The sequence below is a fragment of the Microcoleus sp. B4-C1 genome (assembly GCF_036705285.1).
Taxonomy (GTDB): Bacteria; Cyanobacteriota; Cyanobacteriia; order Cyanobacteriales; family Microcoleaceae; genus Microcoleus.
The window spans coordinates 24492-45861 of record NZ_JAUBUC010000044.1; the positions used below are offsets into that span (position 1 = coordinate 24492).

Here is a 21370-nt window from a genome sequence, read left to right on the forward strand (position 1 = left end):
TGCCCTAAACCTGAGATTTGTGCACCACCACGGGTGTTCCCACCGAGGCCCATTCAAATAGCCATTTAGCGTGATTGACAGCTACATTTGTGCAGCCATGAGTAACAGGATTGCCAAACAAATTGTGCCAGTAAGCGCCGTGAATTGCCATGCCTCCGTCGTAATACATTGTATAGGGAACATCCGGCACATCGTAGTCATCCCCAGTCATTCTAGTAACGCGGTGTTTGGTTTGAACGGCAAAGGTTCCCGTGCGGGTGGGAGTCGATGGTTTGCCACTGGAAATAATCACCGCGTAAACGGGTGTATTTCCTTCCCAAGCTATTAACCTTTGTCTGGACAAATCTATTTCAATCCAGCGTTCGCTGGATTGCTGCAACAGCATAATTTTATTGGCAATTATGTTGTGCTGTTCGCTGGCAAATGCGGTCATTGAACCGCCGCAGAATGCAGCAACTGTTAGGGCGCAGCCGGCACAGAAAGTTCCAGCGCGGCGGAAGTAAATTGAGTTGATAATGCTGTTCATTTCTCACACCTCGTACTATTTTAGATTTTAGATTTTAGATTTTAGATTGGCTTGTCCTATTTTAGATTGTAGATTTGAAATGTTGGATTTGGAAACGGGACTTAACAAGTTGTTAAGTTTTGGGTAAGATTTCGGGCAATTTGGACGATCGCCCGCCAATCGCGATTTTCCACTAAGTGTTTAGGAAATAAGTCTCCGGCTAAACCAACGGCGATCGCCCCGGCGTCAATAAATACTTTCGCATTTTCCAGCGTCACCCCGCCAGTGGGAATTAAAGGAATGTTTCCCAGGGGGCCTTGCAGGCTTTTCAGGTAAGCCGCGCCTCCCAAAGCCGATATCGGAAACACTTTAACGCAGGTAGCGCCTGCTTGCCACGCGGTTAGAATTTCCGTGGGAGAAAAAGCACCCGGGACGATCGGCACTCCGGCATCAACTGCTGTTTTAATCATAGTTAAATCGGTGTGCGGCGTAAATAGAAATTGAGCGCCGCAGTCGATTGCTTGTTGCAACTGTTCTAAGTTTAATAAAGTGCCGGTGCCAATACTAAAAGTAGGGAATTCCGAGCGGAGTTCGGCAATTAATTCAGCGGCTTTGTGGGTGTTCCAAGTAATTTCAATAAACTGGATTCCTCCGGCTGCTACCGATGATGCCATCTGCCGAGCGAGTTCTTTTTCGGAGGAACGGATGACTGCGATCGCGCGGTGTTTTTTTAGTAGTGTCAACCAAGATTGATGATTCATACAATTTTAGATTTTAGATTTTAGATTTTAGATTTTGGCGTGCTCAGTCGAAGGATTTTAAATTGGGACGATCCCAAATTGGAAACTCATATCATTCTGACTTGCCTCTAATTTTAATACAGGTTGCTAACTTCGATATATGGCAATTTACAATATGTGCGGCGTTCAATTTTTAACTTACAATCTAGGCAACAAAACCGCTGCAATTGTTGACCTCAAAAATCACAGAGATTTTTGAGCTGACGTGCTGGCTGAATGCGGCGAACCGACAGATTTTCAGTTTTTATATCAATTCCTGTTGTATCGGAATGATGAAACCACAGAGGACACAGAGGATACAGAGAAAGGGAAGAGAGAGATGAATAATACGGATTTGATATTAGTTGAGTCTCAAGGCTAAAAAGTCGTGGTGCTGCTTGACTTCCAGTACCCAGACGATATCTGGGAGGATGTTGAGGACTGTCGGATTATTGAATCTAGAAAAGATGAAAGAAGATTTCCCTGGGAATAATTTAAGCGCTAGCTGCTGGAAAAAGGTATGCTGAATGTCTGATATCATGTCCGATCGATTGACCATAATATCCCGGCCGGGCGGGTTTTTGAGATTGTCAATTATTGGCCGATATTATTGGTGAACCCGCCCCTACCTGATTTCGGGCGAAGCGACCGGACATAATATCATTCTTTAGATTTAATCTAAAATCCAAAATTTAAAATCTAAAATCGATCGATCGCACTCATAAAAAAATCGGGGCGATTCCAGACAATCCCAGAATCACCCCAATTATTGATTTCAAACTTTAGATTAAATCTAAAATCTAAAATCTAAAATCTAAAATCTATTAGGCGATCGTCGCCATTTTCACATCGCTATTAGCTAACAAATTTTGCAATTCATCAGCATCCACAGTTTCCTTTTCAACTAGCATATCTGCCAAAGCATTAAGGACATGGCGGTTGCCGACGAGTACATCTTTAGCGCGACGGTAAGCTTGTTCTACCAACAAACGCACTTCATCGTCGATCGTCGCTGCGGTTTCTTCAGAGAAATCCCGTTCAGCCATGATATCGCGACCCATGAACATATTGCCTTGTTGGCGACCGAGAGCTACAGGGCCTAGCCGATCGCTCATTCCGAAGCGAGTCACCATTTGCCGCGCTACTCTTGCCACTTGCTGCAAGTCGTTCGACGCGCCAGTCGTTACTTCTTCCTCGCCGAAGACAATTTCTTCAGCAATGCGGCCGCCCAAAGCTACCGCCATTTGATTTTGCAAGTAAGACCGAGAATACAAGCCAGAATCCATCCGATCTTCGCTGGGTGTGAACCAAGTCAAACCGCCAGCGCGGCCGCGGGGAATAATGCTAATTTTCTGCACGGGGTCATAGTCGGGCATCAGCGCGCCGACTAAAGCGTGACCGGCTTCGTGGTAAGCTACCAAAGTTTTGCGCTTTTCGCTCATCACGCGGTCTTTCTTTTCCGGGCCTGCGAGCACGCGGTCGATCGCATCGTTGACTTCATCCATCGAGACTTCGGTCAAGTTGCGGCGGGCGGCTAAAATTGCTGCTTCGTTGAGTAGGTTGGACAAATCCGCACCGGTGAAACCGGGTGTCCGGCGGGCGATTTTTTCCAAGTCCACGTCTTTGGACAAAGTTTTGCCACGGGCGTGAACGTTGAGAATTTCTAGGCGGCCTCCGAAGTCGGGGCGATCGACTACAACTTGGCGATCGAAGCGACCCGGACGCAGCAGCGCCGCATCGAGTACATCGGGGCGGTTTGTGGCAGCAATCAAAATGATGCCAGTATTGCCCTCAAAGCCGTCCATTTCGGTCAGCAACTGGTTCAGGGTTTGTTCCCGTTCGTCGTTACCACCGCCCAAACCAGCGCCCCGCTGGCGACCTACGGCGTCAATTTCATCGATGAATACGATACAAGGAGCGTTCGATTTAGCTTGTTCAAACAAGTCGCGGACGCGGGAAGCACCGACACCCACGAACATTTCCACAAATTCTGAACCGGAAATCGAGAAGAAGGGAACGCCTGCTTCTCCAGCCACTGCTTTTGCGAGCAGGGTTTTGCCTGTTCCGGGAGGGCCCACTAGCAGCACGCCTTTAGGAATTTTTGCTCCGACTGCGGTGAAGCGGTCTGCATTTTTCAGGAAGTCCACGACTTCTGCGAGCTCTAGCTTGGCTTGTTCGATGCCAGCCACGTCGCCGAAAGTCACCTGAGTTTGTGGCTCCATTTGGACTCTAGCTTTGGATTTGCCGAAGTTCATGGCTTGGTTGCCGGGCCCGTTTTGCGCGCGCCGTACCAGGAAAAACAGTCCGACCAAAAGCAGAATCGGGAAGAAGAGGCTGCTGAGGGCTTTTACCCAGAAGCCTTCGTCGCTTTGGGGCAGAACAGAAATATCTACGTTATTTTTGGTCAGGATGTTGATCAGTTCTGGGTCGTTCGGCAGGTTAACGAGTACCTTGTTGCCGTCCTGGGCTGTGACCAGGGCTTTGCTGCGATCGGAACTGATATTTATTTTGTCTACTCTCTTGCCTTCGACTTCCTGAATGAATTGACTGTACTTCCAAACTTCCCTACTTGGGGGCTGTTTGTCAAAAAATGCCGTTGCTAAGGCAATGACTACAATAGCCAGCAGTGCGTACAGGCCAGCGTTTCTCCAGCGTTTATTCACCGAGGTCGATCCTCCTAATTTTTAGTCCCTGTGATTTGGGATTTTTTATTTATGTTCATCAATCTTAACGTAATTGTAACTTGTTTTTGTGTGGTGAGGATTCCCGGCCATGCTGCGGCGGTCTCAGGTGAGGTCGTGGGAACGGAACAGCCCTGCAGGGCGTCAGGAGATGCGGCTGCTGTCCTCACGAGTTACCTATAGCATGAATTAAACTTTGTCAAGCCTTTAGTAGAAGTAATTTTTAGGGAGCTGACTCCTGATAAGATATCTGAGTCGGGGCTGCATTGGTGTAGGATGTTCCTGTTGATTCACAAGTTGTATGTATACATAACGGTAAACCCTTGAGGAACCGTCCGAAGAGTTCAATCGTCAGCATAAAAACAGTCTAGCCGATCGCACTGCAATCACTTAGGACTATTATAAACTTAGTTAAGTCTCATAAATATTCGGCATTCCAACACAGGCAGTTACTTGAATAAATTTGTAAGTTTAAATAATTAAAATGAAATGCAATATTTGTGATTTTCCAACCAACACCTTTGCTGCTGCTAGGGTACTAAAAAAATATAACGTCGAGTATTTTCAATGCTCAAATTGCGGCTTTGTTCAAACGGAAGAACCCTACTGGCTTGAGGAGGCTTATTCAGAAGCCATAGCTAGCAGCGACGTGGGAATGTTATCGAGAAGCACGATGTTCTCAAACGCCGCCAATAATATTATTTTTAATTTATTTAATCACCAGGCTAAATTTTTAGATTATGGAGGTGGCTACGGTGTATTTGTTCGGATGATGAGAGATTTTGGATTTGATTTTTATTGGTACGATAAATATTGTAAAAATATATTATCTCAAGGATTTGAGGCAGACGAAAACAGCAGCTACAGCTACGAATTAGTGACAGCTTTTGAAGTATTTGAGCATTTTGTTAAGCCGCTGGAGGAGATCCAAAAAATCTTCAAATTTTCCCGCAATATTTTATTCAGTACCAAACTGCTGCCAGCCAACAATCCCAAGCCCAGCGAATGGTGGTACTATGCGCTAGATGAAGGTCAGCACATTTCTATTTATACCAGCAAGGCACTCTCGATAATTGCCGAAAAATTTAATTTAAACTTTTACTCTAACGGCGATTCTTTGCATATTTTTTCAGACAAGGAAATTCAGCCTCAACTTTTTCATAGCTTATCATCTTACAAAGAGCCGGAATTGAAAAAACCCTCATTACTCCAACAGGATTACGAGGAAGCCCTGAGAAAAATCGCAGACAGAGAGAACCGCAAATCAATGATAACTCCCGCAGCCATGCCTCCTACTAAAACAAGTAGAAAAATTGTTATAGACGGCGTATTTTTTCAGCTCAACAGCACTGGCATTGGTCGAGTCTGGAAATCGCTGCTAGAAAACTGGGCAGAAAATGGTTTTGCCAAACAAATTATAGTTCTTGACAGAGCGGGAACCGCCCCCAAAATTCCCGGCATTCAGTACCGGAATGTAGCTCGCTACGACTACAGCAAAACCGATGCTGACCGCCAAATGCTACAGGAAATCTGCGATGAAGAAAAAGCCGATTTATTTATTTCTACTTATTATACAACGCCTTTGTCAACGCGATCGGTATTCATGACCTACGATATGATTCCAGAGTTGATGGGGCAAAATATTGGTCATTCCGAGTGGAGAGAAAAGCATTGCGGTATCCGCCACGCCTCTGCCTACATCACCATTTCCGAAAACACAGCCCGCGATTTAGTAAAGGTTTTTCCGCAGATTTCTTCAAATTCGGTCGCTGTAGCGCACTGCGGAATAGATGCCAATTTTTGGCCAGCCGATAGAGAAGAAATTTCAGGCTTTAAGTCAAAATACAGCATTACCAAGCCCTATTTTCTTTTGGTAGGCGAAAGGGTAGGCTGGCATGGTTACAAGAACGGGATATTATTCTTCAAAGCCTTTTCTCAACTTGCCAACAAGTTTGACTTTGATATAGTCTGTGCAGGTGGCAAACCTGTATTAGAACCAGAGTTGAAATTGTACTGTTCTGGGAATACTGTCCACACGCTGCAACTAAGCGACAGCGAACTGAGAGCTGCTTATTCTGGTGCTTCAGTGTTAGTTTATCCGTCGAAGTATGAAGGCTTTGGGTTGCCAGTCCTTGAGGCAATGGCTTGCGGTTGTCCAGTCATCACCTGTCCAAACGGTTCGATTCCTGAAGTAGCAGGACAAGCAGCGGTTTATGTAAACGGGGATGATGTTATTGGGCTTGTCAATGCTTTGCGGGAAATACAGAAGCCCGGTGTCCGCAACTCATTAATTGCGGCGGGTTTAGAACAAGCTAAGAAGTTTTCTTGGTCGAAAATGGCTGCAATTGTTAGCTCAGCTTTGGTTCAAGTAGCCGATCGCGCACATTCGGAGAATGCTTCCGTTCAACAGCAAACTGATGCAGCTTTGCAGAGGGAATTCGGGAATGGTGAGAACTCCCAGCCTGTTCCGTCGGCTTTTAAAGTATCTGCGATCGTTTCTACTTACAATTCCGAAAAATTTATCCGCGGCTGCTTGCAGGACTTGGTAGAGCAAACGCTATACAAACAAGGCCAACTCGAAATCATAGTAATTGACAGCGGTTCCCAAGAAAATGAACAGTCTGTTGTGCGGGAATTTCAAGCGAAATATCCGAATATTGTGTACGATCGCACTTCTGACCGCGAAACATTATATGCAGCCTGGAATCGAGGCATTAAGATGTCGCGCGGAGCTTACATAACTAATGCTAACACCGATGACAGACACCGCCCCGATGCCCTAGAATTCATGGCGAAATACTTGGATGAAAATTCCCCAGTAAGTCTGGTTTATGCTGACCAATTAATCACCAGCACAGCTAACGATACTTTTGCAAAAACCCAAGCAGAAAAGCGTTGGAATTGGCCAGCCTTTGACTACAGCGAACTCGAACGGCGCTGCATTATTGGTTCCCAACCGATGTGGAGAAAATCGCTGCACGAAAAATACGGCTATTTCCGAACCGAATTTACGGCGGCTGGCGATTACGAATTTTGGCTGCGGATTGGCAAAAGCGAAAATATTGTGCACTTGCCCGAAATTCTCGGTTTGTACTATAAAAATCAACAAGGTTTGGAACATGGATCGCAATTATCCCAGCAAGAAGCTTACCAAATATGGGATGAATACGGCATCCGCCAACGAGGGATCCTACATATTTCTTCGGTTCCTGTCTCGGTTTTTGCCTCGGAACTGAATGCGTTACCTTATCGCACACCCCCACAGCCACTTATCAGCGTAATTATCCCGTGCTACAATCACGCGAAATATGTCAGAGAAGCTGTTGAAAGTGTTGTCAGTCAGACTTATCAAAACTGGGAGTGCATAATTGTCAATGACGGCAGCACGGATGATACCAGCAACTTCGCAAATTATTTAATTCAACTGTATCCTCAAACATCGATTCGCCTCATAGATAAACCCAACACGGGGCCCGCTGATTCGAGAAATGTTGGCGTTCAGCAGTCGTCAGGAAAGTTTATTTTATTCCTAGATGCTGACGATCGAATTCATCCGAATTTTCTAGAGGAGTGCTTGGAAATTTTATTAGCAAAACCGCAGGTGGGTTTTGTCTATACAGATATGCAGCACTTCGGAGCCAACTGTGATTTAGTTATCCACGGTGATTTCGATCCCAATCGGTTTTTGAGAGACAATCAAGCTCCCGTTAGTTCTTTATTTAGAAAGGGAATTTTCGAGGAAGTAGGCGGGTTAAAAAAAGTGATGAAGCTGGGATGTGAAGACTGGGAATTTTGGGTGTCGGCCTATGAAAAAGGCTGGTTAGGGTATCGATTACCTAAGCCTTATCTCTATTATAGGCAGCACGGTGACGGCTCTAGCCGAACCCAAAAAATGGCTAGCGTTCGCGCAAAATTATACTTAATGAGAGCCCTCATTATTCACCTGCACTCTCAACTTTACCAACCCGAAGAAGTCCGTTGGTCAGAGGAAATTTTGCAGCAACATAGCTACTTAATAGCTGATGAATTAGTTCCCGAAAACAAAATAGCGCAACTTTTAAATTCGCTATCTCAATACTTGGGAGAGTATCAAAAAGACCAGTCTAACCCAGTAAGCCTCGCTAACATCAGCCAATGTCGTACGCAACTTACCAATTATTGGCTGAATCTGCCCCCCGCTCAACTGGTAAATGCCTATGCTGGCGATGCAGGTAAGGCACATCAGATACTCCTGAAGAGCGACATTAAAGATGAACCGCTAACCCACGCAGAACAGAGTTTTGTTAATGAAGTAGCTGCAAATATTGCCAAAGGATTTAATGAGCCAAAAGCCATCAATTACCTGCTAGCAGCGATGCTTTACCGACGTGCAGATCAATTGCAGATTAAGTACGATCGCGCTCAAATTCCCAACTGGTTTGCAAATGACTATCTCAAATTTATGTTTGGCAGTCCCAACCTGTTTCAAACAGTTGGAGAAGCAGACAACTACTATGAATTTATCCAGAGATGGGTGAATTACATTCATAGCAATATATTCACCAATCCCGATTCGCAACTTTGGCAAAATATTGCCTTATTTTTCTCGCAAGTTGCGAACTTTATCCCGGTGTATTTTGCCACTGCAAACCTGCGCGATATTTACACCAAACGGGCGGAAATTATTGAGTTTTCGCTAAAAAATCGCGGCAGTTCAATTGATTGTATCTTCCCGGCGCGATCGCCAAATCGGACAAAAATCCGCCTCGGCATCATCAATGACCATTTCACGCCCCAAACCGAAACCTTCGCTACCATCCCGGTTTTCGAGCATTTAAACCGCAACCAGTTCGAGATATACCTGTACGCGCTCAACACCAGCGGCCACCAATTAGAACAATACTGTCAAAGTCGCGCCGACAAACTGGTTGCACTCCCGAAAGACTTTGCATCGCAAGTCAAAACAATCCGCGCCGACGACTTAGATATCCTGTTTTTCGGTACGAATTTAACAGCTATTAACAAACCGCTGACTTCACTAGCAATCCACCGTTTAGCGCGGGTACAAACTACATCTTTCTGTTCCCCGACAACCACCGGAATCCGGCACATGGATTACTACATCGCAGGCCAATTTACCGCGCCGGATGCTAGTTATCAAGAACAATATCGCGAACAGTTGGCTGTTCTCGAAGGCAGCGGTTTTTGTTTCAAATACGCAACAGAATCCGAAGTTGCTACAGTTAAACCTACGCGCCAAAGTCTGGGAATTTCAGACAATACAACCGTTTTTATCTCCGGCGCCAACTTCTACAAAATTCTGCCGGAGTTGAGAGAGAGTTGGGTAAAAATTCTAGCTGCTGTACCCGATTCAATCTTGATTTTATATCCCTTCGGGCCGGCTTGGACTCGCACCTATCCGGCGACACCTTTTGTCAACAATCTGAACGCTGTCTGCGCTAAATACGGCGTCAATAACAACCGCTTGCGGTTCGTAAAACAACTGCCTAGTCGCGCGGATGTGAAACAATTTTTGCAGATAGCAGATGTTTATCTAGATTCCTATCCTTATGCTGGGGCCACATCGTTAATTGATCCTTTGCAAGTAGGATTGCCGGCTGTGGTTGTGGAAGGAAATGCTTTGCGGTTCCGCCAAGGTTCGGCGATGCTGCGCGAACTGCAAATGCCGGATTTAATTGCCAATAGCGAAGCATCTTACATTCAGCTAGCCGTTACCCTCGGCACTAACCCGCAATTGCGGCAGCAAAAACGGCAGGAAATTCAGCAAAAAATGCAGGCTAATCCGGCTTGTTTTGATAGTGTTGCATATTCTGGGGCGATCGGCAAATTATTCCAAGAACTCTTTGGCAACTGGCAAAGCAGCCACCTGGAAGCATCGCGCAACTTACAGGATAGCATTCCCAAGCAGCCAGCTTTGGACGAGATTCTCTCGAACACCGTCAACCTTTATCAGAGAAACTCCTCAAACATCTCAGCAATATCCGAACTGCGTCAAATCCGTAAACAAATCGCTGATTTTTGGCTGAACCTTCCCACCGAAAACCTCGAAACCGCCTACAAAAGCGCGCCCGGTAACAGCTATAAAATGCTGCTCAAGAGCGATTTTCAACGTCAAGCGATGATCGAAAGCGAACAAATATTTTTGCAGCAATTAACCCAGATTAGCAAAGGATTAGTGCATCCCAAAGCTGTCAACGCCTTGCTTGCCGCGATGCTGTATTTCCCGCCGGAAACCATGCGAATTCCCGACGCTCGCAACCGTTTGCCGCACTGGTTAATTGGGGATTACGAACAAGTTTTTGAGACTGAAGCCGCCGTCAAGTCTGATTCAACTTCTGACTTGCTAGCTCAATACATTCAATCGCCACAATTTGCGAATCAACTGTTAGGATGCGTCAATCTTTACCGCATCGATCCGTCTGACGAATCGGTAGTTTTGGAACTCCGCCAAATCAGAAAACAAATGGCTGATTTTTGGCTGACTCTTCCTTCAGAGAAACTCGAAAGTTTTTACCGAGGAGAGGTTCGCAAGGGATATCAAGCAATACTTAGCTGCGGCTTGCAAGCAGAATCGATGACGGAAGCCGAACAGCAGTTTTTGCAGAAACTGACCGACATTAGCAAAGGGTTGGTGCAGCCTCAAGCTATCAATGCTCTGCTGGGGGCGATGCTGTATTTTGTACCCGGAAAAATGCGGGTTCCAGATGCTGGCACCCGCTTGCCGCAGTGGTTGCTTGAAGATTACGAAAAGGTGTTTGAAAGCGCATTTGCGACAACAGAACAAACAGTGGTCAAACAAGATTATATGCCGCAGTTTCTCAATCAATTAACTGCTGCGGTCAATTTTTATGAAATCGATCCGACTGCTGAATTGGCAATAGCAGATTTGCGGGAGATTCGCAAGCAAATTGCAGATTTGTGGCTGAGCGTTTCCGGGGAACAACTGGAACTTTTGTACCGGAGCGATTTTGGTAAGGGTTACAAAGCAATGTTGGGCAGCGGGTTTATTAACGAGCCGCTGCATGAGAGCGATCGCGAGTTTTTTAAATCGTTGGTTGTTGAGTTGAGTAAAGGGTTTGGAACGCCTAAAGCTGTGAATAATTTGTTGGCAGCGATGCTGTATTGTCGCCCTGGACAGTTGCGGGTTCAGGATGCGAATACTTGTTTGCCTCCGTGGTTGTTGGCGGATTACGAGCAGTTGGTTGGGGGTGCGGTTAAGGTGGCTGTGGGGTAAACGAAGGCGGAGTAGGCGATATCTGTAGGGAAACGGCACTGCCCATTAGTGTCAACTTAAGCTTTTAGTCCGCCAGTTCTCCCGCTCACCCGGCAGTCCGCCAGGGAATGAATTCCCTGTCTAATAGCGAAAGTCCTCTGAAAGAGGACTGAGAAGAAGAATTCTTAACTCATTAGTCCTCTTTGAGAGGACTTTCGCTTTGAGGCAGGGGTTTCAACCCTTGCCGGACTATGGGTTTTACCTTAAGTTGACACCCCTTGGGCACGGCGCCGTGTCCCTAAGAGGAGACGGCAGTGCCGTTTCCCTACTGGAATACGCTTGATTGTTAAGGGCAAAAGAAATGCTTCAATTATATAGAAACGGTGAAAATGGAGAAATAATTCGGGGTAAAGGGTTGTCGGCCTTTATACACAACGGCGACTACTACCAAACCATCATCCGAGTTTTTGAAGACGGTATGATCGATTGTTGGGAATGGGTTAACTTTGAGGAATTCAAAACCAAAGTTGCCGAGGGATGGGTTGTTACCCAAGTTCCCAAGGGTGCGAGGATAAGCTGTCACCATCTCTACTACGGAAATTCGACTTTAGAGTTTTATTATATAGAGATTGATGAGTTTGTAAAAGAAGTAGAAGATACCATCGCTCAGCTTCAGGGAAAGCAAACAGTTGCAGATACTTGTGTTCAAGCCTTTGCTAAATTCCTAACATTCCCAACAAAAGAAAATAAAAGTAGCTTGCGAGAAGCTTACAATGCTATTCCAAAACATCTGAGAATTTATGTTCTTGGCGATATGGATTGTAAAGATTCCGCTATCATAACCTGTGTCAAAGATACAGAAGTTTCCCAGGAAATACTAAAAAGCGTCTATAGGCGCTATGAATATATCTGGAAAAGGTTAAATTAAGCCAATATCTGAATCCTCAGTATTATCCCAAACTGTATCTAGTGATGTTTGACTGGCTTGAAGCCAAAACTCAGCTTCTTCATCAGGTAAGAGTGTTACTAATACTTTTGCCCCTTCGGGTAACTCTGATAACTCCAGCAGTTCAATTTTCCCTTGTCGAACAGTAGCCCAAAGTGTTTTCAGCATATCCACCTCATAAACTGTGCTTTATACAATTTGCAGATTTTTGGTACATTGTCGCACTGAGCGACTAATTACAACCTCACATACATAGATCGAGGAAGTATTTAAGCCTGATTTAGGATCAATTTAACACAAGTTCTGGCTGCTGAGTCTCAAACAAAGGGCGAGTTACCTGACGCAGCAGCACTGTTTCTAAACTGCCTTCTACTACATTTTCTGCTTCTATTTCCAACTCGCCCCACAATAGCCGATCGCCTTGATTGGGCATTTTACCTAAATTGTGGATCACGAATCCGGCGATTGTTTGGTACGCTTGGTTAGTTGGCAAGTTTAATCCCAGTTTTTCGTTAACTGCTGTCACTTCCCATAGGCCAGAAATGAGTGCCGAATGAGCATCTTTTTGAACGAAAGTTGCCTGGGAAGATGACACCAGCGGTTGAGACTCTTTACTGGTAATCCAACCAGTCAGCAGCCACACGGTACCGTTGAGAATTACTAGCAGCGGCCACAGTAATTTTGAGCAGATTTCGAGGGCGGGCATTAGCAGCAAAGCGGTACGTTCTGGGGCGTGGGTTGCTAATACTTTGGGGATTAGTTCTCCTAAGACTATTTCTACGTAAGTTACTAAGATAAAAGCTACGGGAACTGCGATCGAATGAGCAGTCAGCACGGCCGACAAATGACCGATCGGCAATTTGTCTATCCACGGCTCAATCCAGTGTACAGTCGCTCCCTCGCCCAACCAACCCAGCAGCAAACTCCCTGCTGTTGTGCCAGTTTGAGTCACAGACAGGTAATGCGGTATGTTGTTCTGAGCTTGGTGGACGAGTTCGGCGGTTTTAGCGGTTGGGCGATCGTGCAAGTGGGCGAGTTGGCGGATTTGATGGCGATCGGCTGATACTAATGCTAGTTCTGACGCCACAAAAAAGGCGATTAAAAGTGTTAAGCCCACCAACATTGCTAAACTCAGCATTGTTTGGGCTACTTCTATTTCCAGGCAAGTAAGGTTGTTCAAGATAGATATCTAATATGATAGATGTTTTATGTTCATGCTTTTATTTTAGCTTGGGACTCAGATAGGTTTATCCCCCGACATTTCGGATATCCCCACTACCCATATTCCTAGGTGTGCATTGCACACCTTACCCGTAGAACTTGTGAACTCTTTCTCTTCTCTTCCTTCGCGCCCTTGGCGTCTTCGGGGTTCGTTTTAACTGAGATATTGCACCATTCTCAATTACTTTTTTAGGAACAGGCATCTTGCCTGTTCCACAAGAAAATTCATCTCTTGTGGAACAGGCATCTTGCCTGTTCTTGACAATGGTGCAAGATGCGAGTAAAAAAAGACTCTAATTCACCAAACCCGAACTCATTGCTGTATCAACTCTCCCTTACTCCCCGGAGCGAGTTAATTTCCGTAAAAGTCTGCACCGGATCGGACTTCAACCCGCCTTGAATGTAATTCAACTTCACTTCTTCTAACAAATCCGACAGCAGCGACTGCAATTCCGCGAGAGTTTTCTCATCTTGCAATTCCCGCCGTAAACTTTGATTAAATTCTTGGCTGAAATTATCGAGAATTTTTCTACCTTTATCGTCTTCATAAGTCGTAGCTACCACATTCACAGCAGTTTGAGCTAAATAATTTGCTAGCTGTTCCGTCATCTCAGTCGGCAAAATGTTAATCGGAGAGAAATTTTGCAGGATTTGATAGAAATCCGACTGTTTGATTGTTGTTTCCAAATTGTGGTGCAGCAAATCTTCCAAATCCGGTTGCACCTGTGGCAAAACTTTGTAAATTGTCAGATCCAAAATCCGTTTGGTAATTTGTTCGATCGTATTTTCTTGATTGACGTGAAGGTACGGCTGCTGCGCCAGCAGCATCTGCGCCGCGTCGCCCTGTTTGATCGAACTTTTAGCTTGATTGATAAACCGCACCATCATGTATTCCGACATCGTATTGGCTAAATAAGCCACCGGTTCATAGGTAACTTGAGCAACTACGCGATCGAGATTCACCAAACCCGACTTGTGCAGCCGCACCAATACCGGCAGAATCCGCCACCCCTGCCAAATCGGCATCACCAGAAACACCTCGTACCAGCGCCTCAGCACAAAATCAAACCAAGTTACCCCCGGTTTACGGCGGGTGTGGAACAAACTTTTAATCAAAAATTCCGCCCCAAAAAAACCAATAAAAAACGTATCTATTCGCCAAAACTGGTCAGCACTTTTCAAATATTCGGGATTTAGCAAACTCGAATCAATGCCTTTAATCGGGTCATAAATTTTAACTAAACCCGGAAAATAGCTCTGATAAACAGGGCGCAACTGAAGGTAACTGAAATGAAAAAGCACCAGCAAAAAATTGACCACCCCTACTAATGCGCTAATTTTTGCCCAATAAATTGCTTTTTTGGACAGTTTTACCTCGGTGTTGTTAACAGTTGTGTGGGAATCTGACATAAAAATAATCTTCCGAATTTGCTAATCGATAAATCTATCTTGTGGCTGAGGCTAAAAAACTCTTAACCTAGTATAATTCTTTATACTCTAAGTATAAGGAAACCAAATGCCGTGAAATTAAAAACAGTCATATCCCTGCTCAAAGAAACTTTTACTCAATGGCAAGAAGATAGAGCGCCAACCCTAGCAGCCGCCCTAGCCTATCACACAGTCTTCTCCCTGGCCCCGCTGCTAATTATCGTAATTGCGATCGCCGGTTTAGTCTTTGGTGCAGACGCAGCCCAAGGTCAAATCGTCGGTCAACTCCAAAGTTTAATCGGCAAAGATGGCGCCGAAACCATCCAAGAACTCATCCTCAAAGCCTCCGAACCAAAGTCGGGAATGATTGCTACTTTACTCGGTATCGCTACACTTTTGTGGGGGGCTTCCAATGTGTTTACTAATCTCAAAGAAGCCCTCAATACTATTTGGAATGTTTCACCGCCTCCCGGACGCGGGATCTGGGGATTTCTGCAAGACCGCGTATTGTCTTTTGCAATGATTTTAGGCATAGGCTTTCTACTGCTAGTATCTTTAGTCCTGAGCGCCGTTTTAGCGGCCGTCAGCTTTTGGTTGAACGGCTTGCTGCACTTACCAGTGGGTATTTGGCAGATTGTGGACTTTGCTCTCTCCTTTGGCGTAGTTACGCTGCTTTTTGCTTTAATTTACAAAGTTTTGCCCGATGTTCATCTTGCCTGGAATGATGTTTGGATCGGCGCCGCCATCACCTCAATGCTGTTTACGATCGGCAAATCCTTAATTGGAGTTTACCTAGGAGGTAGCGGTATTGCCTCTACCTACGGTGCTGCTGGCTCGTTCGTGATTATCTTACTTTGGATCAATTATTCAGCTCAGATTCTCTTCTTAGGTGCTGAGTTTACTCAAGTTTGGGCTAACCGCTACGGTTCCCTGATGCTGGCAAAACGCAAAAATTTGCTCAGCATTCAAGCTGAGGAATCCTCCGGGTCCAAACACCGACAGAATTCTTAATATTAGATACAAAAAATGCGATCGCTCACTTTTGAGTCAGCCGAATGCCAGCACCTTGAAACCTATGTCAGTTGGGAGGGCGAGGCCTGTGGAATCACTAAATTTTAGACTCAACCCATCGCCAAATCTGCCCATGAACTTGACCGGGCGAACACTTAGTAGTATCACTGGATATGGTTGAAACCAGTTTATCTTGATCCCTGTCGCTCCCCTTCGGTGATGACCGAAAAATTTGAAGTTTGCGATCGCCCCGAAAAAGATTTGTTTCCTTGCCAGTCCCCAATTTCAACGGTGAAACCAATCTCAAGTCCACAAACTGGGATATTTCAACCTGAACTGATATCAGGAGGTACTTTTGTACGCATCAAAACATCTGGGAAGCCACCTGCTCCCTATGTCAGACATGGAGCTAATTCGCCTGTGGGTAAACCGCAAATCCCCCCGCAACCGGCGCTTTAGCTGGCAGGCGGCCAACCATTTTCGAGTGTTTGTCGCAAAACCGCTGGCACAAGTTACTCTGACTGATGTCGAGACTTTCGCAGCAGCGATGAGAGCTCGGAAACTTGCACCGCGTTTTTACAAGCAAACCTTGCTAGCGCTGAAATCGCTGTTCGCCTTCGGCCAGCAAACGAAAATTTTGCCCGCAACACTCCCCCTTCACCGGTGGCCGGTTCTGCGCCGGAATCGGTCTAAACGCCTTCGTTTTCAACTCTCTTGGGGTTTCTTAATCTGTTTGTGCTTTTTCTTAGGTAGAATGACGCCGAGACTGTGGGGACAATCGGTCTCGGCAGGAAGCTCGCCCGCCCCGAAACGGCTGCCGGAAGTTGCGACGATCGACTCACCAGACAAACGAGAGGATAACATCGATCGCGATCGATCGCCCGAAACTCCAACCCTGAATTCACCAGAGCCCAGACTCGATAGCAGACTCGATAACATCAGCCCCGAACGTCGAGTCAAAGCCTTTCTCGACACCATCGCAGCCGCCGAAGGAACCGCTAGCCCCGACGGCTACCGCACCCAGTACACCGGCACGAAATTTGTCAGCTTTCAAGATCATCCCAGAGAAATGAGGTGCGGCCGTCGCTACGGCAAAAAACTCTGTTCCGACGCAGCGGGGCGATATCAGTTTCTCAGCACCACTTGGGACAGATTTGCCAAAAAATTTGGCGTCCGCGATTTCAGCCCAGAAAATCAAGATTGGATGGCTATAGAGTTAATCCGAGAAAAAGGTGCATTAGAAGATATAGAAGCGGGTCGATTGGAGCCAGCAGTCAGAAAACTCGCTTACATCTGGCCTTCTTTTCGCCGTTATGGTGGTTCTGTAGAATCGTCGATGCCCAAACTCGAAGCAATGTACCTGCAAAATTTGGGAATTTACCGGCAAGGATTGGTGGTTAGCAATTAGTCAAAAGTTCAAGGACGAGTTTAGATTCGAGTTTGGGAATTTTGGATTAAATTTTGACATCCAAAATTGAAAATGGGGTAGTTATGGGTGATGTCTATTCCGGTTGTATCGAAATGATTAAACCACAGAGGGCACAGAGGACACAGAGAAAGAGAAGAGAGAGATAATAATTCCGATGTCAACGGATTAGATAGGATGTCTATTCTTCGGAAATTTAAAAATTAGGCTAATTTTCCATCTTCCATGTGAAGGATGCGATCGGCAATATCCAAAATTCGGTTATCGTGGGTTACTAACAAAATAGTACAGCCCTGTTCTTTGGCTAGTTGCTGCATCAAATTCACCACTTCGCGACCGGATTTGCTGTCCAGGGCGGCTGTTGGTTCGTCAGCTAAAACAATTTGCGGTTGACTGACCAAAGCGCGGGCGATCGCAACTCTTTGTTTCTGTCCTCCAGACAAATCATCTGGATAATAGTTAATCCGCTGTTCCAGTCCTACTAACTCTAGCATTTTTGCAGAGCGATCGCGCATTTGAGAACGCGATAAATTGCCGTGAACTTCCAAACCCATTTGCACGTTTTGCAGCGCCGTCAAACTGCGGTGTAAGTTGTGCGCCTGAAAAATGTAGCCTATTTTGCGCCGCGCCTTCACCAATTGGTCTGCGCTCGCTTTGCACATTTCTTGACCGATAATTTTGAGACTTCCCGATTGACCGGATCTCAGCCCGCCAATCAAAGTTAAAAGCGTAGTTTTTCCCGAACCAGAAGGCCCCGTCATCAGCACAATTTCACCTGCATTAATGTCGAGATTAATGTCAAAAAGTACCTGTTTTCGCAGTTGACCTTGACCGAAGTAGTGGTCTAGTTGGTGCGCGGAAATTATAGGTGCAGGAATCTGTAAGGCGTTGGTTGTCGGGTCGAGAGTAGTAGAATTCATAACTTCTTGGTTTGAGGTTTGAGATTGAATGATTCATCGCTTACATCGCCTAAATAGCCGAGTAAAAAGAAGAAAATAAGTTGACAAAAAATATGTTGGTACTCAGGAATTTCTACCAAATTTAGCTTTAATACCCCTTTATTTTTTAGTCGGCGGAGGCGGACTTCATTTGTGTAGGAAAGGTTTCAATCACCGAGTATGATAAAGTGTTTTATAACCCGGATTTAGTGTCCTTCAGACTCACTTATATCATGTCCGGTCGAGCGACCTCGATTTTTGTAGGGGCGGGTTCACCAACAATACCGGCCAATAATTGACCATCTCAAAAACCCGCCCCGACCGGAATATTATGGTTAATCGTGAGGACATGATATTCTTCATTTTCCCTCAAAACATATCTGCCGGATCTGCTGCTTGCAGCTTGCGAGTAGCAATTGCTCCCGAAATAGTACACATTATCACGTTCAAAAGTAATACTATAACTGCTCTAAGCAGCGTCATATAAAGGGGTAAGTTTGTAGCTTTGCGAGTTAAAGAATAAAGTCCGAAAGAAACTCCTACTCCTGGCAAAAAACCGAGGACAGAAAGAATTAGAGCTTGTTCAAAAACGATGCCCAGTAAATAAACATTGCGGTAGCCCATCGCTTTGAAAGTAGCGTATTCTCCCATGTGGTCGCTGACATCGGTTGAGAGAACTTGATAAACAATAATTACTCCTACTACAAAACCCATCGCGACGCCTAAATTAAACACAAAGCCGATCGCAGTATTCTTAGCCCAGTAATTTTTCTCAAAATCGATAAATTCTTGCTTTGTTAATACCTTGACATCCGGCGGTAAGTATGCTTTCAAAACTTGTTGAACTTCCACGGGGTCAGCACCCGGTTCCAGTTGAATTAATCCGGCATTAACACTCGCGGCGTTTTGTCTCGCAAACAGGCGCAGGTAATTTTGATCGCTAGTCATCAAAATACCGTCGGCGGCAAAAGATGCTCCAACTGTGAATAAACCGCTGACGTTAATCGTGCGCCGCTCGACCTCAGCTTTAACAGACTTTCCTTGATCGAGTTGCGCGATCGTTCCTTGGTAATCTCCCCTAGAAGCTCGATCGAACAACACGGTATCCGGCAATTTAATCGCGTTCAAATTTTGGTTAACTTCGGGAAGCGCAAAGGCGGGGCGATTCGGATTGAAACCCACCACCATCAGCGACGTTTCGCGCCGAGTTTCGGGATTTTTCCAGTTAGCAATTTTCACGTAAAGCGGTTCGGCTGATTTGACACCCGGTACGTTCATTGCTTGATACAATCGGCGCCTGGGGAAGGAAGACAAATTAATCAAATTTCGCGCTTGGGGGTGAATCAAAACTAAGTCTGTTTCCAAGCTTTGATGCAGCCGCGTATTGCTGGTGTAAAGCGCATTTTGAAAGCCTAACTGCATGAACATCAAAACGTCAGCAAAGGCAATTCCTGCTACTGCAACGAGCATTCGCCCTTTGTCGTGACTCAGTTGCAGCCATCCGAGGGAAGTTCTGCGTCTTAATTGTTCTAAGGGTTTGATTAGTCCAATCATAGGATTTTAGATTTTAGATTTTGGATTTTGGATTAAAGACAGCAACCTGATGTTGGAACAATTCTTAATCTTTAATAATTAAGTCAGAATGATTCATCTCTCTATTCTCTTCCTCTGTGTCCTCAGCGCTCTCTGTGGTTAAAAAATTCTTAATCCTTAATTTCCCCGATCGCCACTTTGACTTGCAAATTGGTTAATCCCGCTACTTTCTGGCTGGAAGCTTCATCTAAACGCACTTTTACTTCCACAATTCGACTATCAATATTCGCCGAAGGATCGGTGTTAACAATGTTTTGTCGCTGCACTTGCAAACCAATATGTTCGACTGTTCCCCGCAATTCGCCTGTCAAAGCATCGCTAGTAATTTTGGCGGTTTGTCCGAGGCGTACTTTGTCCACATCGCTTTCGTAGATTTCCGCAACAGCCAGCATCTCGCGAGTTTGTCCGAGTTCGACAATGCCGTCGTTTCCCACTTTTTCCCCCGGATGCGTATGAATTTTCAGGACTTGGGCGTCTCTGGGAGCACGGATGTAAGCTAGATCCAGATTGGCTTTGGCTTGTTTGGCGGCTGAAGCGGCGGCACTGACTTCGGCGGCGGCGGCTGCTATGTCAACGGGACGCACTTCGGCGATGCGATCGAGATTTGCCACGGCTTCATTAATCTGCTGTTGTCGAGATTGCTCAACTTGGCTGAGTTTGGCTTGCGCTTCGTTAATTTGCTGTTGGCGAGATTGTTGAATTTGATTTAATTTGGCTTGGGCTTCGTTAATTTGCTGTTGGCGGGATTCCTGAATTTGATTTAGTTTTGCCTTTCCTTCGTTGAGTTGCTGTTGAGTTGTTTCGGCGGCGAGGCTTTTGCTGTCGCTAGTTGAGGCGGAAATTGCTCCCTGTTTATACAGTTGGGAGTAGCGCTGATCCTCGCTTTGGGCGTTGCGGAGTTCGGCTTGTAGACGGGCAATTGCGGCTTTTTGGGTTTGAATTTCCCCTTGCTGTTCGGCCCTGATGCGGGCAATTGTGGCTTGTTGCGCTGCGATTTCGGTGCTGCGATCGACTTCTAGGCGGCTGACGATCGCCTGTTGCGCTGCGATCTCGTTGCTGCGATCGGCGGATAAACGGCTAATAGTCGCTTTCTGGGCTTGAATTTCGCCGTTTTTGGCTCCAGCTTTGACTTTTGCTAGGTTTGCTTCGGCGACGCGCACTTGTTCTTGAGCTTGGTCGAGGGCGGCTTGCAGGCGATCGCGACTATCCAAAATTGCGATCGCTTGGCCTGTTTTCACCCTGTCTCCCTCTTTGACCAAAAGTCGATCGATCCGGTTTCCTTCCGCCGTACCGGAGGCGGAGACTTTAATTACTTCTCCTCTGGGTTCGAGTCGTCCCAAGGCTGTAACTGTTGTTAATTGGGATGCTGTGACGGCTGCTGCTGCGGCTACTGCGTTCGGATCGGGTATGCGCGATCGCCAGATCGTGTAGCCTGTGGTTCCCGCTGCCCCCAGGGTTGCTACTGCGGCCACAACTAGGAGTTGTTTAACTAGGGATGGATTTGAGGATAAGCCGTCCGCTGTTGGTTGGTGTACCATGACATACCTCTTTGTGAGAAAATAAGACTAAACGGTTTAGTTCCGATGTCTTCTCATACTAAACCGTTTAGTATAATAATGTCAAGCTCCC

General features: G+C 45.8%; 14 protein-coding genes. 4 read left to right on the forward strand and 10 right to left on the reverse strand.

Annotated features, from left to right (window positions below):
• Positions 1-4 precede the first annotated feature (4 nt).
• The 4 genes from QUB26_RS18215 to ftsH3 form a co-directional block, all read right to left on the reverse strand.
• Positions 5-526: a L,D-transpeptidase gene (locus tag QUB26_RS18215; protein WP_333238256.1), complete on the reverse strand. Its 522-nt coding sequence runs from the start codon at positions 524-526 to the stop codon at positions 5-7.
• A 101-nt stretch (positions 527-627) separates the two neighbouring features.
• The gene (locus QUB26_RS18220) at positions 628-1266 is read right to left on the reverse strand and encodes a bifunctional 4-hydroxy-2-oxoglutarate aldolase/2-dehydro-3-deoxy-phosphogluconate aldolase (RefSeq protein WP_333238254.1); all 639 of its coding nucleotides are present in this window, start codon (positions 1264-1266) and stop codon (positions 628-630) included.
• A 379-nt stretch (positions 1267-1645) separates the two neighbouring features.
• Positions 1646-1843, reverse strand: a complete 198-nt coding sequence (locus QUB26_RS18225) for a hypothetical protein (RefSeq protein ID WP_333319135.1) — start codon at positions 1841-1843, stop codon at positions 1646-1648.
• 265 nt (positions 1844-2108) lie between these two features.
• Positions 2109-3947 (reverse strand): ATP-dependent zinc metalloprotease FtsH3, encoded by a 1839-nt coding sequence (gene ftsH3 / locus QUB26_RS18230; protein ID WP_006633639.1) that lies wholly within the window; start codon positions 3945-3947, stop codon positions 2109-2111.
• 502 nt (positions 3948-4449) lie between these two features.
• On the opposite strand from ftsH3, the gene QUB26_RS18235 reads away from it, so the two are divergent.
• Both QUB26_RS18235 and QUB26_RS18240 read left to right on the forward strand, forming a co-directional pair.
• A complete protein-coding gene (locus QUB26_RS18235) occupies positions 4450-11199 on the forward strand; it encodes a glycosyltransferase (protein ID WP_333238251.1) in 6750 nt (2249 codons plus the stop codon).
• Positions 11200-11539: 340 nt separating this feature from the next.
• Complete coding sequence (locus QUB26_RS18240; protein WP_333055411.1) at positions 11540-12106, forward strand: DUF7638 domain-containing protein; 567 nt, start codon at positions 11540-11542, stop codon at positions 12104-12106.
• On the opposite strand, the gene QUB26_RS18245 is transcribed toward QUB26_RS18240, so the two are convergent.
• The 3 genes from QUB26_RS18245 to QUB26_RS18255 form a co-directional block, all read right to left on the reverse strand.
• Complete coding sequence (locus tag QUB26_RS18245) at positions 12098-12292, reverse strand: hypothetical protein (protein ID WP_333238249.1); 195 nt, start codon at positions 12290-12292, stop codon at positions 12098-12100. The genes QUB26_RS18240 and QUB26_RS18245 overlap by 9 nt on opposite strands.
• 118 nt (positions 12293-12410) lie before the next feature.
• Entirely contained in the window at positions 12411-13304 is an 894-nt protein-coding gene (locus QUB26_RS18250) for a CNNM domain-containing protein (RefSeq protein WP_333238248.1), read from the reverse strand.
• Positions 13305-13669: 365 nt separating this feature from the next.
• Complete coding sequence (locus QUB26_RS18255) at positions 13670-14755, reverse strand: hypothetical protein (protein WP_333238246.1); 1086 nt, start codon at positions 14753-14755, stop codon at positions 13670-13672.
• A gap of 111 nt (positions 14756-14866) precedes the next feature.
• Here QUB26_RS18255 and QUB26_RS18260 point away from each other — a divergent pair, with 111 nt between their 5' ends.
• Together QUB26_RS18260 and QUB26_RS18265 are read left to right on the forward strand one after the other, a co-directional pair.
• Positions 14867-15784, forward strand: coding sequence for a YihY/virulence factor BrkB family protein (locus tag QUB26_RS18260; protein ID WP_333055407.1), 918 nt, complete (start codon positions 14867-14869; stop codon positions 15782-15784).
• A gap of 394 nt (positions 15785-16178) precedes the next feature.
• Positions 16179-17192 (forward strand): glycoside hydrolase family 104 protein, encoded by a 1014-nt coding sequence (locus tag QUB26_RS18265; RefSeq protein ID WP_333238244.1) that lies wholly within the window; start codon positions 16179-16181, stop codon positions 17190-17192.
• A gap of 221 nt (positions 17193-17413) precedes the next feature.
• On the opposite strand, the gene QUB26_RS18270 is transcribed toward QUB26_RS18265, so the two are convergent.
• The 3 genes from QUB26_RS18270 to QUB26_RS18280 all read right to left on the reverse strand — a co-directional run bounded on the left by QUB26_RS18270 (position 17414) and on the right by QUB26_RS18280 (position 21279).
• On the reverse strand, positions 17414-18130 hold the full coding sequence (locus QUB26_RS18270) for a DevA family ABC transporter ATP-binding protein (protein ID WP_333238242.1): 717 nt from the start codon (positions 18128-18130) through the stop codon (positions 17414-17416).
• A gap of 387 nt (positions 18131-18517) precedes the next feature.
• The gene (gene devC, locus QUB26_RS18275; RefSeq protein ID WP_333238240.1) at positions 18518-19702 is read right to left on the reverse strand and encodes an ABC transporter permease DevC; all 1185 of its coding nucleotides are present in this window, start codon (positions 19700-19702) and stop codon (positions 18518-18520) included.
• A 149-nt stretch (positions 19703-19851) separates the two neighbouring features.
• Positions 19852-21279, reverse strand: a complete 1428-nt coding sequence (locus tag QUB26_RS18280) for an HlyD family efflux transporter periplasmic adaptor subunit (RefSeq protein ID WP_333238238.1) — start codon at positions 21277-21279, stop codon at positions 19852-19854.
• Positions 21280-21370: the final 91 nt, after the last annotated feature.

Coding starts and splice junctions, on each gene's coding strand:
- QUB26_RS18215 (WP_333238256.1), bottom strand. CDS start 526: ATGAACAGCATTATCAACTCAATTTACTTCCGCCGCGCTGGAACTTTC.
- QUB26_RS18220 (WP_333238254.1), bottom strand. CDS start 1,266: ATGAATCATCAATCTTGGTTGACACTACTAAAAAAACACCGCGCGATC.
- QUB26_RS18225 (WP_333319135.1), bottom strand. CDS start 1,843: ATGGTCAATCGATCGGACATGATATCAGACATTCAGCATACCTTTTTC.
- QUB26_RS18235 (WP_333238251.1), top strand. CDS start 4,450: ATGAAATGCAATATTTGTGATTTTCCAACCAACACCTTTGCTGCTGCT.
- QUB26_RS18240 (WP_333055411.1), top strand. CDS start 11,540: ATGCTTCAATTATATAGAAACGGTGAAAATGGAGAAATAATTCGGGGT.
- QUB26_RS18245 (WP_333238249.1), bottom strand. CDS start 12,292: ATGCTGAAAACACTTTGGGCTACTGTTCGACAAGGGAAAATTGAACTG.
- QUB26_RS18255 (WP_333238246.1), bottom strand. CDS start 14,755: ATGTCAGATTCCCACACAACTGTTAACAACACCGAGGTAAAACTGTCC.
- QUB26_RS18265 (WP_333238244.1), top strand. CDS start 16,179: ATGTCAGACATGGAGCTAATTCGCCTGTGGGTAAACCGCAAATCCCCC.
- QUB26_RS18270 (WP_333238242.1), bottom strand. CDS start 18,130: ATGAATTCTACTACTCTCGACCCGACAACCAACGCCTTACAGATTCCT.
- devC (WP_333238240.1), bottom strand. CDS start 19,702: ATGATTGGACTAATCAAACCCTTAGAACAATTAAGACGCAGAACTTCC.
- QUB26_RS18280 (WP_333238238.1), bottom strand. CDS start 21,279: ATGGTACACCAACCAACAGCGGACGGCTTATCCTCAAATCCATCCCTA.